Below are 13,695 nucleotides of genomic sequence, written 5' to 3' on the forward strand. Positions count from 1 at the left end.
CCTTGAACCCGCCGACCTGACCGTGCACGTCACCGACACGTCACCGAAGAGAGACCTGTGACCGACTACTACGAGATCCTGGGCGTCCCCCGCGACGCCTCGGCCGAGCAGATCAAGAAGTCGTACCGCAAGCTCGCGCGCGAGCTGCACCCCGACGTCGCCGGCGAGGCCGGCGAGGAACGCTTCAAGGACGTCGCCCGCGCGTACGAGGTGCTGTCCAACCCGGACAAGCGCCAGCAGTACGACATGGGCGTGGACCCGAGCTCGCCGTCCGGCGGCGCCGGTGCCGGCTTCGGCAACGGCTTCGGCTTCCAGGACATCTTCGAGACGTTCTTCGGCGGCGGCGGGCAGCCGGCGGGCCCCGTGCCGCGCGCCCGTCGGGGCCAGGACGCCCTGGTGCGGATGGACATCGACCTCGCCGAGGCGGCGTTCGGCGCCAAGCGCGAGCTGCAGGTGGACACCGCCGTGGTCTGCGGCACCTGCGGCGGCAACGGCTGCCGGCCCGGCACCGACCTCAAGACCTGCGACGTCTGCCACGGGCGCGGCAACGTCCAGCGCGTGGCGCGCTCCTTCCTCGGCCAGGTCATGACCACCGCGCCGTGCGCCGCCTGCCAGGGCTTCGGCACGGTCATCCCCGAGCCGTGCGCCGACTGCTCCGGCGAGGGCCGGGTCCGCTCCCGCCGCACGTTGACCGTCAACGTCCCGGCCGGCGTGGACACCGGCACGCGCATCAAGCTCACCGCGCAGGGCGAGGTCGGCCCCGGCGGCGGCCCCGCGGGCGATCTGTACGTCGAGATCCGCGAGAAGCCGCACGACACCTTCGTCCGGCGCGGCGACGACCTGCACTGCACGCTCCAGGTGCCGATGACGGCGGCCGCGCTCGGCACCGTGCTCGACCTCGAGACCCTGGACGGCGAGCAGGAGATCGACCTGCGCCCGGGCACCCAGCCGGGACAGGTCGTGACGCTCAAGGGCCTCGGCGTCGGGCACCTGCACGCCGGCGGGCGCGGCGACCTCAACGTGCACGTCGAGGTCCAGGTGCCCACCGCCCTGGACGACGAGCAGACCGAGCTGCTGCGCTCGCTGGCCACGCTGCGCGGCGAGGAGCGCCCCGAGCCGCGGCTGACCGCGGCGCACCCGGGCGTGTTCTCCCGGCTGCGGGACAAGCTGAGCGGCCGGTGAGCCCCAGGACGCAGCGGTGAGCGCCCCCGTCTTCCTCGCCGAGGGCGGCGCGCTGGGCGCGCTCGCCCCGGGGGACGTCTACCTGCTCGACGGCGCCGAGGGGCGGCACGCGGGCGTCGTGCAGCGCCGCGGCCCGGGCGAGCGGCTGGACGTGGTCGACGGCGCGGGCACGCGGCTGCGGTGCGTGGTCGAGTCCGTCGACGACGGCGAGGTGCGCCTGCGCGTGGACGAGGTGGTCGTCGAGCCCGCCCCGGACGTCGTGCTGACGCTGGTGCAGGCGCTCGCGAAGGGTGACCGCGACGAGCTCGCCGTCGAGGCCGCCGTCGAGGTGGGCGTCGACGCCGTGGTGCCGTGGCAGGCGGACCGGTCCGTCGTCGTGTGGCGCGGGCAGCGGGCGGCGAAGTCGCTGGCCAAGTGGGTGGCGACGGTGCGCTCGGCGGTGAAGCAGGCGCGGCGCGCCTGCCTGCCGCCGGTGGCGGATCCCGTCACTTCCCGCCAGCTCGCGGTGCGCGTGCGCGAGGTGGTCGCGACCGGCGGGGCCGCCGTCGTGCTGCACGAGGACGCCACGACGCCGCTCGCGGACGTGGCCCTGCCGTCCCCGGCGCCCGGCGCCGTGGAGTCCCCCGCCCTGCTCCTCGTCGTCGGGCCCGAGGGCGGGATCTCGGACGCCGAGGTCGCCGCGCTCGAGGAGGCGGGGGCCGTGACGGCGCGCCTGGGGCCGCACGTGCTCCGCACCTCCACGGCGGGGCCGGTCGCCGTCGCGCTGCTGAGCGAGCGGCTCGGGCGTTGGGCCTGAGCGGCCGGCTGACCGTGGTCACGGCGCACGGTGGCGGCGCGCTGTCACGGTGCGCGGTAACGTCCGGGGCATGACGAGCGCGCCCAGCACCGACTGCCTGTTCTGCAAGATCGTCGCCGGCGACGTGCCGGCGGACGTGGTCGCCAGCACCGACCGCGTGATCGCGTTCCGCGACATCGACCCCAAGGCGCCCGTGCACGTGCTCGTGGTGCCGAAGGAGCACCACGGCGACGTCGCGACGCTCGCCGCGGCCGACCCGGCGCTGCTGGCCGAGGTGGTCGAGCTGGCCGACCGGGTGGCGGGCGACCTCGCGGACGGCCAGTTCCGCTTCGTCTTCAACTCCGGCCCCCGCGCGGGCCAGAGCGTGTTCCACGTGCACGGCCACGTGCTCGCCGGGGCCCAGCTGGGCTGGACGCCGGCCTGAGCGTCGCCCGGCGGCGGAATCCCCGTGCCGGGGTCGGTGCCCGCTCGATAGACTCGTGGTGCCCACCACCCCGTCTCGCGAAGGAGGGCCCCGGCGCAGCCGGCCCCATGACATCGACACCCAGCACCGCGCCGGGCGACCCCGCCGCGCACGCCGAACGTTCGACCGAGCACCGCATCGTGGTGCCCCCGCACGTGCCGATGGTGGCGCTGCTCGGCAGCCGGGACTCCGTGCTGCGGGCGGTGGAGGACGGTTTCCCCGGCGTCGACGTGCACGCCCGCGGCAACGAGATCGTCGTCAGCGGCCCGGCCGGCGACGTCGCCCTGGTCTCCCGCCTCCTCGACGAGCTCGTCGAGGTGGTCGAGTCCGGCACGCCGCTCACGCCCGAGGTCGTGGCGCGGTCGGTGCAGATGCTCACCGCCGCGTCGGTGCAGCGCCCGGCCGAGGTGCTGACCTTCAACATCCTCTCCAGCCGCGGTCGCACGATCCGCCCGAAGACGGTGGGGCAGAAGCGCTACGTCGAGGCGATCGACGCCAACACGATCACGTTCGGCATCGGCCCGGCCGGCACGGGCAAGACGTACCTCGCGATGGCCAAGGCCGTCCAGGCGCTGCAGGCCAAGCGCGTGAACCGCATCGTGCTCACCCGGCCCGCCGTGGAAGCGGGGGAGAAGCTCGGCTTCCTGCCCGGCTCCCTGAGCGACAAGATCGACCCGTACCTGCGGCCGCTGTACGACGCGCTGCACGACATGATGGACCCCGACGCCATCCCGCGGCTCATCGAGGCCGGGACGATCGAGGTGGCGCCGCTCGCCTATATGCGCGGTAGAACCGTAAATGATTCTTTCCTGATTCTTGACGAGGCGCAGAACACCTCCGCCGAGCAGATGAAGATGTTCCTCACCCGCCTGGGCTTCGGCTCCACGATGGTCATCACGGGCGACGCCACGCAGGTGGACCTGCCCGGCGGGACGACGTCGGGCCTGCGGGTGGTCGAGGACATCCTCACCGGCGTCGACGACGTCGAGTTCTGCCGGCTGACCTCGGCGGACGTGGTGCGGCACCGCCTGGTGAGCGACATCATCGACGCGTACGCGCGCTGGGACGTCGCGACGGCGCGCCCGGAGCCGGGTCGGCAGGGACAGGGCAGACAGGGACAGGGACGGCAGGGCCGCGGCCCGCACGAGCGAGGGACGCGCAGGTCATGAGCATCGAGGCTGCGGCGAGTGGACGGGGCGAGCGCCCATGAGCATCGAAGTAGCAAACGAGTCCGGTGTCGAGGTCGACGAGGCGGAGTTCGCCGCGCTCGGCCGGTTCGTGCTGGACACCCTGCACGTGCACCCGCGCAGCGAGCTGTCGATCATGTTCGTCGACACGGCCGTCATGACCGAGCTGCACGTGCAGTGGATGGACGAGCCCGGCCCCACGGACGTGCTCTCCTTCCCGATGGACGAGCTGCGCCCCGGCCGCGAGGGCGAGGAGACGCCGCCCGGCACGCTCGGCGACGTCGTCCTCTGCCCCGAGGTGGCCGCCCAGCAGGCGAAGGTCGCGGGGCACTCCACCACCGAGGAGCTGCTGCTGCTCACGACGCACGGCATCCTGCACCTGCTCGGCTACGACCACGCCGAGCCCGAGGAGGAGAAGGAGATGTTCGCGCTGCAGCGCCGCCTCCTGCTCACCTTCCTCGCGGGCCGGTGACGGCGACGTCGGACCGGACGGTGGCCTGATGGACGGACCGGAGCTGCTGCTGGCGCTCGTGGCGGCGGTCGCGCTCGCCCTGGCGGGGATGCTGTCGGCGGGCGAGGCCGCGGTGCTGCGGATCACGCGCACCTCCGTGGCGGACGCGGTGATCGAGGCGGAGACGTCGGAGGACCTCACCCCGACGGCCCGCCGCACCCGGCTCGCCCGGCTGCGCGCGGTGCAGGGCCTCGTCGTCGACCCGCCCGCGGCGGTCGCGGCGTTCGCGCTGGTCCGGGTGTTCGCCGAGACGGTCGCGCTCGCCGCGGCGACGCTGATGATCGCGGACTGGTTCGACTCGTGGTGGCAGGTGTTGCTCGCCGCCGCCGTCGTCGGCCTCGTGGCGGGCGTCGTCTTCGTGCGGCTGAGCCCGCGCGCTCTCGGCCTGCGGCGCCCGCTCCCGGTGCTCGTCGCGCTCGCCGGCCCGCTGTCCGCGGTGCACCGCGCCGCCGCCTGGCTCACCGACCGCACGCCGGACCGCGCGGGCGGGCGCGGCCCCGAGCGCGACGGCGAGCACGACCCCGGCGAGGACGCCCTGCGCGAGGTCGCCGAGCGGGTGCGGGACAACGAGGCGATCGAGGACGCCGAGCGCGAGCTCATCCGTTCCGTGGTCGAGCTGGGCGGCACCCTGACCCGCGAGGTGATGGTGCCGCGCACGGACATGGTCACGGTCGCCGCGACGACGCCGCTGGGCAAGGTCATGCGGCTCTTCCTGCGCTCCGGCTACTCCCGCGTGCCGGTCGTCGGGGAGGAGGTCGACGACCTCGTCGGCGTCGCCTACCTCAAGGACGTCGCGCGCGTCCTGGAGAACGAGCCGGCGGACGCGGAGCGCCCCGTGGTGGAGGTCGCCCGCGACGCCGTGTTCGTGCCGGAGTCCAAGCCCGCGGACGAGCTGCTGCGCGAGATGCAGGCCTCCCGCTCGCACATCGCCGTCGTCGTCGACGAGTACGGCGGGATCGCCGGGCTCGTCACCGTCGAGGACGTCATCGAGGAGCTGGTCGGCGAGCTGACCGACGAGCACGACACCGCACCGGTCCTCGAGCCCGAGGACCTGGGCGACGGCACCTTCCTCGTCTCCGCGCGGATGCCGGTCGACGAGCTCGGCGAGCTGTTCGACCTGCGGCTGGACGACGACGACGTGGACACCGCCGGCGGCCTGCTGGCCAAGGCGCTCGGCAAGGTGCCGCTGACGGGCGCCACAGCGGACGTCGGCGGCCTGCACCTGACGGCCGACCGCGTCGACGGGCGCCGCAAGCAGCTGGCCACCCTCCGGGTGCGCCGCACGACACACCCCTCGCACGACGAGGACGACCCAGCAGCGGGTGGCGAGCACGCCACGCCGCCAGACCAGAAGGAAGCCCACGCATGACCTCCTCCCACCACCATCCCTCCGTCGTCGCCCCGCACGACGAGGGCGACGCCCACCGCTCCGGCTTCGCCTGCCTCGTGGGCCGGCCCAACGTCGGCAAGTCGACGCTCACCAACGCGCTGGTGGGGGAGAAGGTCGCGATCATGTCCGCGCGGCCCCAGACCACGCGGCACACCATCCGCGGCATCGTGCACCGGGACGACGCGCAGCTCGTGCTCGTCGACACGCCGGGACTGCACCGCCCGCGCACCCTGCTCGGGGAGCGGCTCAACGCGCTGGTGCAGGACACGCTCGGCGAGGTCGACGTCATCGCGTTCTGCCTGCCCGCCGACCAGAAGATCGGGCCGGGCGACCGGTACATCGCCTCCCAGCTGGCCCCCCTGATGGAGGGCCGCCGGGCCGTCCCGGTGGTCGCGGTGGTGACGAAGTCCGACCTGGTGGACCGGGGGCGTCTCGTGGAGCACCTGCTCGCCGTCGACGAGCTCGCCCGCTCCGTCGACCGCGACTGGTCCGCCATCGTGCCGGTGTCCGCCCGCGACGGCTACCAGGTGGACGAGCTGACCGACGTGCTCGTCGCGCACCTGCCCGCCGGACCCGAGCTCTACCCGGGCGGCGAGCTCACCGACGAGCCGGAGCAGGTGATGGTCGCCGAGCTGGTGCGCGAGGCCGCGCTGGAGGGCGTGCGCGACGAGCTGCCGCACTCGCTGGCCGTCGTGGTCGAGGAGATCCTCGAGCGGGAGGGCACCGGCGACCCGGCGAAGGGGAAGCCGCCGCTGCTCGACGTGCGCGTCAACCTGTTCGTGGAGCGCGAGAGCCAGAAGGCGATCGTCATCGGCAAGGGCGGGTCGCGGCTGCGCGAGGTCGGCACGAACGCCCGCAAGGGCATCGAGAAGCTGCTCGGCACGCGCGTGTACCTCGACCTGCACGTCAAGGTGGCGAAGGACTGGCAGCGCGACCCGAAGCAGCTGCAGCGCCTCGGGTTCTGACGCGAGGTCCGGGCGTGGTCCGGGCGTGGTCCGGGCGAGGTCCGGGGGACGTCCCCCGAGGTCGCGGGGGAAATCCTGGCCGTGCCCGGGGACTGCGCCGAGTAGCATCGCTGCGTGGTGTTCCGGACTATTGCGACGACGGCGGCGATCCTGGTGGGCCTGGCACTGACCGGGGCGGTGGCCGGCCCGCAGTGGGACCCGGTGCCCGTCACGGACCACCTCGTCCCGGCGACCGAGGACACGGCGATCGGCGGCGTGGACCCCGACGCCGACCTGGGCGAGGTCGGCGAGTTCGAGGTGCGCGAGACCGCGGTGACCATCCCGCTCGACGGCGCCGTGGTCGGCGGGCTGCTGCGGCAGCCGCTGGGCGACGACGGCGAGCCGCTGACCGACCGGCCCGGGGTCGTGTACGTGCACGGCGCGGGCACGGGCAAGGCCTCGGAGGCCTTCACCGAGTCGGCCACGGCGCTCGCCAGCGCCGGCGTCGTCACCCTCGTGCCCGACAAGCGCCTGGACACCTACACCACCCGTGACCGGGACTACGTCGCCATGGCCGCGGACTACCAGCACTCGGTCGACCTGCTGCGCACCATCGACGGCGTCGACCCCGAGCAGGTGGGTGTCTACGGCGAGTCGGAGGGCACGTGGATCGTGCCCGTCATGCAGGCGAAGGACCCGACGATCGCGTACACCGTCCTCGTGTCGGCGCCGGTGGTGCCGCCCCGCCAGCAGGCCGCGTTCGCGGTCGACAGCTATCTGCGCAACACCGGCGTGCCCCAGCAGGTCTTCCGCGCCATCCCGCGCGCGGTCGGCATGCAGCTGCCGGGCGGCGGGTTCGAGTACGCCGACTTCGACGTGCGCCCGTGGCTCGAGCAGCAGACCGCCCCCGTCCTCGTCGTCTACGGCACGGCCGACCCGTCCATGCCGATCGAGCAGGGCGCGCGACAGGTCATCGCGGACACCGCGGTGAACGGCGACGACGCCCCGGTGACGGTGCGGTACTACGCCGGGGCCAACCACGGCATCAACGTGGCGCTGGACGGCGGGATGCACCTGCACCCCGACTTCGCGCGGGACGTCGCCACCTGGATCCAGGGGATGCCGGGCACCGCCGAGGCGGCCCCCCGGATCGCCGGCGACACGCCCAACCAGCTCTACGTCGCCTCGGCCGTGCCGCAGCCGCGGTGGTGGGGCAACGGGGACATCGTCGTGGGCGCGGTGATCGCGGGCGCGGGGCTGCTCGTGCTCGGGCCGCTGGTGTGGGGGGTGCACGCCCTGGTACGCCGCACCGTGCTGCGCCGGTCGTCGGCCGTGGCGCCCCGTCTCGCCCGCGGGCTGCGGTCCTCGCTGCTCGGGCTGGCGCTCGGCTCGGTCGCGACCATGGCGGCGCTCGTGGTGTACCTCCTGGCGGTGGCGCGCCTCGCCCTGGACTACCAGCGCGACGACCTGGTGGTGCAGGGCGGCTGGATCGTGGTGCGCCTCCTCGGGGTCGCGACCGCCGTGGCCGCCGCCCTGGTGATCCGGCGCGTGGCCGACGCCCGCACGGAGCGCCGGGCGGGGGGCGACGTGGCCGTCGCGCGCGGCTGGCCGGCGGTGCTGACGTTCTGGTGCACCCTGGCGGGCTCGCTCGCCCTGCTGGGCACCCTCGCGTACTGGGGCGTGTACCAGCTCGGCATCTGACCGCGTCTGTGAACGTGCCGTGCGGGGGCGGCGACGGTGTGACCAACCCACCCGCGCGGGAGACGACGCGGAGCCTCGGCGTCGGGTAGAAACGGGTGCGGGGGCACCGTGCCCCGGCCCCCTTCGGATCCCAGCCCTGGAGACGCACGCATGACCGACCCCGACACCCTCGACGCCCCCGAGCAGGAGCGCTCGCCGTTCGGTGGGGTGGCGGTCCGCGAGCTCGTGCGTGACGTGGTGGCCGCGTTCGCGCTGCTCGTCGCGCTCCCGCTCCCGTGGGACCACGCCCACCGCGGCAGCGACCGGCTCGAGATCGTGCTCGTCACCGTGCTCGCGCTGCTCGCGCTCGCGGCCCCCTACCTGCGGCGCGGCGGCGTCGGCCCGTCGTCGTGGGACGTGCTGTCGTCGCGCCGCACCGTGGCGCTCGCCTGCGTGCCGTACGTGGTGGTCGCCGTCGTCTACCTGGTGCTGGACGCCTTCGCCCCCGCGGACGCGGCGGGCGGCGTCGGCGCCGGTCTCGCGGTCGGTCTCGCGGGCGCCGCGCTCGCGGCCGCGCCCCGGTGGGTGCACACGCCCGCCGTCGTGGCGGGCGTGGTCGCGGTCGGCACGCTGGCCGCCCCGGTCGCGGCGCTCGTCCAGGGCGCGCCCTGGGCCGGGCCGGTGATCGGCGTCCTCAACGCCCTCGTGGTGCTGGGCGTGCTGTGGTTCACGGTCGGCACCTACCTGCGCTCCGGCGACCTCGCCGCGGGGTACGTGCTGCTCGCCCTCGGCGGCGCCGTCGCGCTCGAGCTCGTCCTCTTCGCGGGCGGCAACGTGGACCCGTGGTTCGAGAGCGTGCACGAGCAGCGCCTCGGCCTGCTGCTCCTGCCGGTGGTCGCCGCCGTCACGGCGCGCCGCATCGTCGACGACGCCGCGGCCACCGCCGGCGAGACCGACGACGTCCGCGCCGCGCGCTGGGTGGCGGTCGCGCTGCGGGCCCTGGGGCTCGTCGCGCTGGTCGCGGCGTTCGTCGCGCTCGTGGCGCTGCTGCTGATCGTGGCCGACGGCGTGAGCGTGGGACGCGTGCTGCGCCTCGTCGTCGGCGTGCTGATGGTCGGTGTCGCGGTCGCCGCGCGGCGTTCCCTCGCGCGCGACCCGCGCGCCGGGCACGCCGCGGCCGTCGGCGCCTCGTGCGTGATCGTGGTGCTCGGCCTGGTGATGGTCGTCGCGCGCGCCGGCCTCGGCACCCAGTCGAACGTGGAGGAGCTGCTGGTGGCCTTCGGGCTGCCGGCCATCGCCCTCGCCGTGCTGCTCGTGCCGCCGTCGGTGCGTGCGCTCGTGGCGTCGGCTCCGGGGGCGCCCGAAGCGTCCGAGCCCGCGGCGGACGACGCCGGGACGACCGCGCCGTCCGAGCCTGCGCAGGCTGACGTCTCCTCGTCCGACGGTTCGTCGTCCCCCGGGACCGGCGCCCTTCCGGCAGCGGAGCCGGTCGCGCCGCAGGCTGCGACCCCGGCGGCCACGCCCGTCGAGGCTCCCGCGCGCACGGCGCCCCAGGCCGCGCCCGCCGCGGCCCGGCCGGCGGCCCGACCGCTCGACGCCACCCAGCAGATGGAGCCGGTGCGCGTCGCGCAGGCTCCCGACTCCACGCAGGTGCTGCCGCCGGTGCGGGAGGCGCCGGCCGCGGCGGCGCCGGGCTGGACGGTGGCCCAGGCGATGGACCCGTCGACGCCGCTCGCCGACCTCGCTCGTATCTCCGCGGAGGCACCGCACCTGCGGTCCTACGTGGCCGCGAACCCCTCGACCTACCCGGCGCTCCTGGACTGGCTCGGTGCCCTCGGCGACCCCGCCGTGGACGCCGCGCTGCGCTCCCGGCGCTAGGTCAATACGCTGCGGCAAGGCGGGCGTCCGGCCAGATCCTGGACGCTCCAGGCGACGCCCTGACGAAGGTGTACGGTGGCAGCGTGCAGCGCACGGTGGTCCTTCTCCTTCGGTGCCGCGGCGGGGCCCTCTAGGCCGGACTCCCGTCGCGGAGGTTGTGGCGCGCCGGCCGACTGGTCATGACCGACGACCCCATCCGGGACGTGGGTCACCGAGCCCCCACCGAAGGACGCGACACCATGCAGAACCACCACCCTCAGGGCATCGCCGGCGCCAACCCGCAGCGCCCCTCCGGGATGCCGTACACCCGCTACGTCCCGTTCCACGAGCAGATCACCGTCGACCTGCCGGACCGCACGTGGCCCGACAAGCGCATCACCCAGGCGCCGCGCTGGTGCGCGGTCGACCTCCGTGACGGCAACCAGGCCCTGATCGAGCCGATGGACGCCGAGCGCAAGCTGCGGATGTTCGACCTGCTGGTCCAGATGGGCTACAAGGAGATCGAGGTCGGGTTCCCGTCCGCGTCGCAGACGGACTTCGACTTTGTGCGGCAGCTCATCGACACCGGTCGGATCCCCGACGACGTGGTCATCCAGGTGCTCACCCAGTGCCGCGACCACCTCATCGAGCGCACCTACGACGCCATCCGCGGCGCCAAGCAGGCGATCGTGCACATCTACAACTCGACGTCGATCCTGCAGCGCGAGGTCGTCTTCCGCAGCGACATGGACGGCATCGTCGACATCGCCCTGCAGGGCGCGCGGCTGTGCCGCAAGCTCGAGGAGACCATCCCCGAGACGACCGTCTACTACGAGTACTCGCCCGAGTCGTACACCGGCACCGAGCTGGAGTTCGCCGCCCGCATCTGCAACGAGGTGCTGGAGGTGCTCGAGCCCACGGCCGAGCGCCCGGTGATCGTCAACCTGCCGGCCACGGTCGAGATGGCCACCCCGAACGTCTACGCCGACTCGATCGAGTGGATGAACCGGAACCTGGCGTACCGCGAGCACGTGGTGCTGTCCCTGCACCCGCACAACGACCGTGGCACCGCCGTCGCCGCCGCCGAGCTCGGCTACCAGGCCGGCGCGGACCGCATCGAGGGCTGCCTGTTCGGCAACGGCGAGCGCACCGGCAACGTCGACCTGGTGACGCTGGGGATGAACCTGTTCGGGCAGGGGATCGACCCGCAGATCGACTTCTCCGACATCGACGGCATCCGCCGCACGGTGGAGCACTGCAACCAGATCCCCGTCCACGAGCGGCACCCGTACGTGGGCGACCTGGTCTTCACCGCGTTCTCCGGCTCGCACCAGGACGCCATCAAGAAGGGCTTCGAGCACATGGGCGCCCGCGCGGAGGCGGAGGGCAAGCCGGTCGACGAGCTCACCTGGGGCGTGCCGTACCTGCCGATCGACCCGAAGGACGTGGGGCGGTCGTACGAGGCCGTCATCCGCGTGAACTCGCAGTCCGGCAAGGGCGGCATCGCGTACCTGCTGTCCACCGAGCACTCCCTGGACCTGCCGCGCCGCCTGCAGATCGAGTTCTCCGGCGTCGTGCAGCGGTACACCGACGCCGCGGGCAGCGAGGTCACGGGCTCCGACATCTGGCGGATCTTCAGCGACGAGTACCTGCCGGTCGAGGCCGGCGACTCGCGCGGCCTGGAGCCGTGGGGCCGCCTGCGCCTGCGCGAGACCCGCACGACGGCGGCCGAGGGCGGCGCCACGGCGCTGGCCGTGGACGTGCTCGACCAGGGCGTGGAGCACACGCTGGAGGGCGTCGGCAACGGCCCGCTCGCCGCGTTCGTCGACGCGATCTCCAAGGTCGGCGTGGACGTGCGGGTGCTGGACTACGCGGAGCACGCGCTGTCCGAGGGCGGCGACGCCACCGCCGCCGCGTACGTCGAGTGCCAGGTGGGCGACGGCGTGCTGTGGGGGGTGGGCATCGACCCGTCCATCACGGGCGCGTCCCTCAAGGCGATCGTGTCCGCCGTGAACCGGGCCGCCCGCGCCTGACGGCTCTCGTCGGTCGAGCCGGTGGAGACCTCGCGATGGTCCCGACCGGCTCGACCGGCGGAAACATGTGGGTGGGGGCTGAGAGAATAGGGCCGTGCCCCTCTACCGAGACGACGCGATCGTGCTGCGCACCCACAAGCTGGGCGAGGCCGACCGCATCGTCACGTTCCTCACCCGCGAGCACGGCAAGGTGCGCGGGGTCGGTCGCGGCGTGCGGCGCACGTCGTCGCGGTTCGGGGCCCGCCTGGAGCCGTTCATGGTGGTGGACGTCCAGCTGCACACCGGGCGCAACCTCGACACCGTGACCCAGGTGGAGACGGTGGGCCCGTACGCCCGCGCGATCTGCGAGGACTACGGGCTGTACACGTCCGGCGCGGCGATGCTCGAGGCCGCCGACCGCCTGGTCGCCGCGGAGCACGAGCCGGCGGTGCAGCAGTACTGGCTGCTCGCCGGCGCGCTGCGGGCGCTGGCGGAGCGGGCGCACGCGCCCGGCTTGGTGCTCGACTCGTACCTGCTGCGCGGGCTCGCGGTCGCCGGGTGGGCGCCGTCGTTCACCGAGTGCGCCCGCTGCGGCGAGCCCGGCCCGCACCACGCGTTCTCGGTGGGTCAGGGCGGCGCGGTGTGCTCCCGCTGCCGGCCGCCGGGGTCGACGGCGCCCGCGCCGGAGACGTTCGCGCTGCTGGGCGCGCTGCTCGGCGGCGACTGGGAGACGGCGGACGCCTCCGACCCGCGCCACCGCACCGAGGCCTCGGGCCTGGTCGCCGCCTACTCCCAGTACTACCTGGAGCGCACGCTGCGCTCGTTGCGCATGATCGAGCGCGCCTGAATCCGAGAAAGAGACCCGATGCCCCGTTCGTCCGACGCCCAGTACGCCGAGCCCTACCCGCACCCGTCGGGCGCGACGCCGCCGAACATCCCGGCGCAGTTCGTGCCGAACCACGTGGCGATCGTCATGGACGGCAACGGCCGCTGGGCCAACGCCCGGGGGCTGCCGCGCGTGGAGGGGCACAAGCAGGGGGAGAAGTCCCTGCTCGACGTCGTGGCCGGAGCGGTGCAGATCGGCGTCAAGCACGTCTCCGCGTACGCGTTCAGCACGGAGAACTGGAAGCGGTCGCCGGACGAGGTGAAGTTCCTCATGAACTTCAACCGTGACGTCATCCGCCGCCGCCGCGACGAGATGTCCTCGTGGGGCGTGCGCATCCGCTGGGCCGGCCGGCGGCCGCGGCTGTGGGGCTCCGTGATCAAGGAGCTGCAGGTCGCCGAGGAGATGACCAAGGAGAACGACCGCTGCACCCTGACGATGTGCGTGAACTACGGCGGTCGTGCCGAGATCGCCGACGCGGCGGCCGCCATCGCGCGCGACGCCGCCGCGGGGAGGCTGAACCCGGCGCGCGTCACCGAGAAGACGGTCCAGCAGTACCTCGACGAGCCCGACCTGCCGGACGTCGACCTGTTCCTGCGGTCGTCGGGGGAGCAGCGCACCTCGAACTTCATGATCTGGCAGGCCGCGTACGCGGAGATGGTCTTCCTGCCCGAGCCGTGGCCCGACGTCGACCGGCGGCACCTCTGGCGCGCCGTGGAGGAGTTCGCCCGCCGCGACCGCCGCTACGGCGGCGCCGTCGACACCCCCGACGCCGGCTGAGCCTGCCGAG

General features: G+C 74.0%; 12 protein-coding genes. All 12 read left to right on the forward strand.

Annotated features, from left to right (window positions below; all coding sequences use genetic code 11):
• Nucleotides 1–57 precede the first annotated feature (57 nt).
• The 12 genes from dnaJ to AAG589_RS01710 all read left to right on the forward strand — a co-directional run bounded on the left by dnaJ (nucleotide 58) and on the right by AAG589_RS01710 (nucleotide 13,685).
• Nucleotides 58–1,182, forward strand: a complete 1,125-nt coding sequence (gene dnaJ / locus AAG589_RS01655; protein WP_430565512.1) for a molecular chaperone DnaJ — start codon at nucleotides 58–60, stop codon at nucleotides 1,180–1,182.
• Between the two features lie 16 nt (nucleotides 1,183–1,198).
• Nucleotides 1,199–1,978: a 16S rRNA (uracil(1498)-N(3))-methyltransferase gene (locus AAG589_RS01660; RefSeq protein WP_430565513.1), complete on the forward strand. Its 780-nt coding sequence runs from the start codon at nucleotides 1,199–1,201 to the stop codon at nucleotides 1,976–1,978.
• Nucleotides 1,979–2,048: 70 nt separating this feature from the next.
• A complete protein-coding gene (locus tag AAG589_RS01665; protein WP_430565514.1) occupies nucleotides 2,049–2,402 on the forward strand; it encodes an HIT domain-containing protein in 354 nt (117 codons plus the stop codon).
• Between the two features lie 107 nt (nucleotides 2,403–2,509).
• Nucleotides 2,510–3,610, forward strand: a complete 1,101-nt coding sequence (locus AAG589_RS01670; RefSeq protein WP_430565515.1) for a PhoH family protein — start codon at nucleotides 2,510–2,512, stop codon at nucleotides 3,608–3,610.
• 37 nt (nucleotides 3,611–3,647) lie between these two features.
• Nucleotides 3,648–4,100: an rRNA maturation RNase YbeY gene (gene ybeY, locus AAG589_RS01675; RefSeq protein WP_430565516.1), complete on the forward strand. Its 453-nt coding sequence runs from the start codon at nucleotides 3,648–3,650 to the stop codon at nucleotides 4,098–4,100.
• Nucleotides 4,101–4,128: 28 nt separating this feature from the next.
• On the forward strand, nucleotides 4,129–5,508 hold the full coding sequence (locus AAG589_RS01680) for a hemolysin family protein (protein WP_430565517.1): 1,380 nt from the start codon (nucleotides 4,129–4,131) through the stop codon (nucleotides 5,506–5,508).
• Nucleotides 5,505–6,494, forward strand: a complete 990-nt coding sequence (gene era, locus AAG589_RS01685; RefSeq protein WP_430565518.1) for a GTPase Era — start codon at nucleotides 5,505–5,507, stop codon at nucleotides 6,492–6,494. Before AAG589_RS01680 ends, era begins: the two co-directional genes overlap by 4 nt.
• A gap of 114 nt (nucleotides 6,495–6,608) precedes the next feature.
• Entirely contained in the window at nucleotides 6,609–8,174 is a 1,566-nt protein-coding gene (locus AAG589_RS01690) for an alpha/beta hydrolase family protein (RefSeq protein ID WP_430565519.1), read from the forward strand.
• A gap of 150 nt (nucleotides 8,175–8,324) precedes the next feature.
• Nucleotides 8,325–10,031 carry a DUF7937 domain-containing protein gene (locus tag AAG589_RS01695; RefSeq protein WP_430565520.1) on the forward strand — a complete coding sequence of 569 codons (1,707 nt, stop codon included), beginning with the start codon at nucleotides 8,325–8,327 and terminating at the stop codon, nucleotides 10,029–10,031.
• Between the two features lie 239 nt (nucleotides 10,032–10,270).
• Nucleotides 10,271–12,043 carry a 2-isopropylmalate synthase gene (leuA, locus tag AAG589_RS01700; protein ID WP_430565521.1) on the forward strand — a complete coding sequence of 591 codons (1,773 nt, stop codon included), beginning with the start codon at nucleotides 10,271–10,273 and terminating at the stop codon, nucleotides 12,041–12,043.
• Nucleotides 12,044–12,137: 94 nt separating this feature from the next.
• Nucleotides 12,138–12,869, forward strand: coding sequence for a DNA repair protein RecO (gene recO / locus AAG589_RS01705; RefSeq protein ID WP_430565522.1), 732 nt, complete (start codon nucleotides 12,138–12,140; stop codon nucleotides 12,867–12,869).
• An 18-nt stretch (nucleotides 12,870–12,887) separates the two neighbouring features.
• The gene (locus AAG589_RS01710; RefSeq protein WP_430565523.1) at nucleotides 12,888–13,685 is read left to right on the forward strand and encodes an isoprenyl transferase; all 798 of its coding nucleotides are present in this window, start codon (nucleotides 12,888–12,890) and stop codon (nucleotides 13,683–13,685) included.
• Nucleotides 13,686–13,695: the final 10 nt, after the last annotated feature.

This window comes from Isoptericola sp. F-RaC21, assembly GCF_038593535.1.
Classification (GTDB): Bacteria; Actinomycetota; Actinomycetes; order Actinomycetales; family Cellulomonadaceae; genus Isoptericola.

What these genes read in the sequence shown, in the direction of transcription:
- AAG589_RS01665 (WP_430565514.1), top strand. Translation starts at nt 2,049, where the DNA reads ATGACGAGCGCGCCCAGCACCGACTGCCTGTTCTGCAAGATCGTCGCC.
- AAG589_RS01670 (WP_430565515.1), top strand. Translation starts at nt 2,510, where the DNA reads ATGACATCGACACCCAGCACCGCGCCGGGCGACCCCGCCGCGCACGCC.
- ybeY (WP_430565516.1), top strand. Translation starts at nt 3,648, where the DNA reads ATGAGCATCGAAGTAGCAAACGAGTCCGGTGTCGAGGTCGACGAGGCG.
- AAG589_RS01680 (WP_430565517.1), top strand. Translation starts at nt 4,129, where the DNA reads ATGGACGGACCGGAGCTGCTGCTGGCGCTCGTGGCGGCGGTCGCGCTC.
- era (WP_430565518.1), top strand. Translation starts at nt 5,505, where the DNA reads ATGACCTCCTCCCACCACCATCCCTCCGTCGTCGCCCCGCACGACGAG.
- AAG589_RS01695 (WP_430565520.1), top strand. Translation starts at nt 8,325, where the DNA reads ATGACCGACCCCGACACCCTCGACGCCCCCGAGCAGGAGCGCTCGCCG.
- leuA (WP_430565521.1), top strand. Translation starts at nt 10,271, where the DNA reads ATGCAGAACCACCACCCTCAGGGCATCGCCGGCGCCAACCCGCAGCGC.
- AAG589_RS01710 (WP_430565523.1), top strand. Translation starts at nt 12,888, where the DNA reads ATGCCCCGTTCGTCCGACGCCCAGTACGCCGAGCCCTACCCGCACCCG.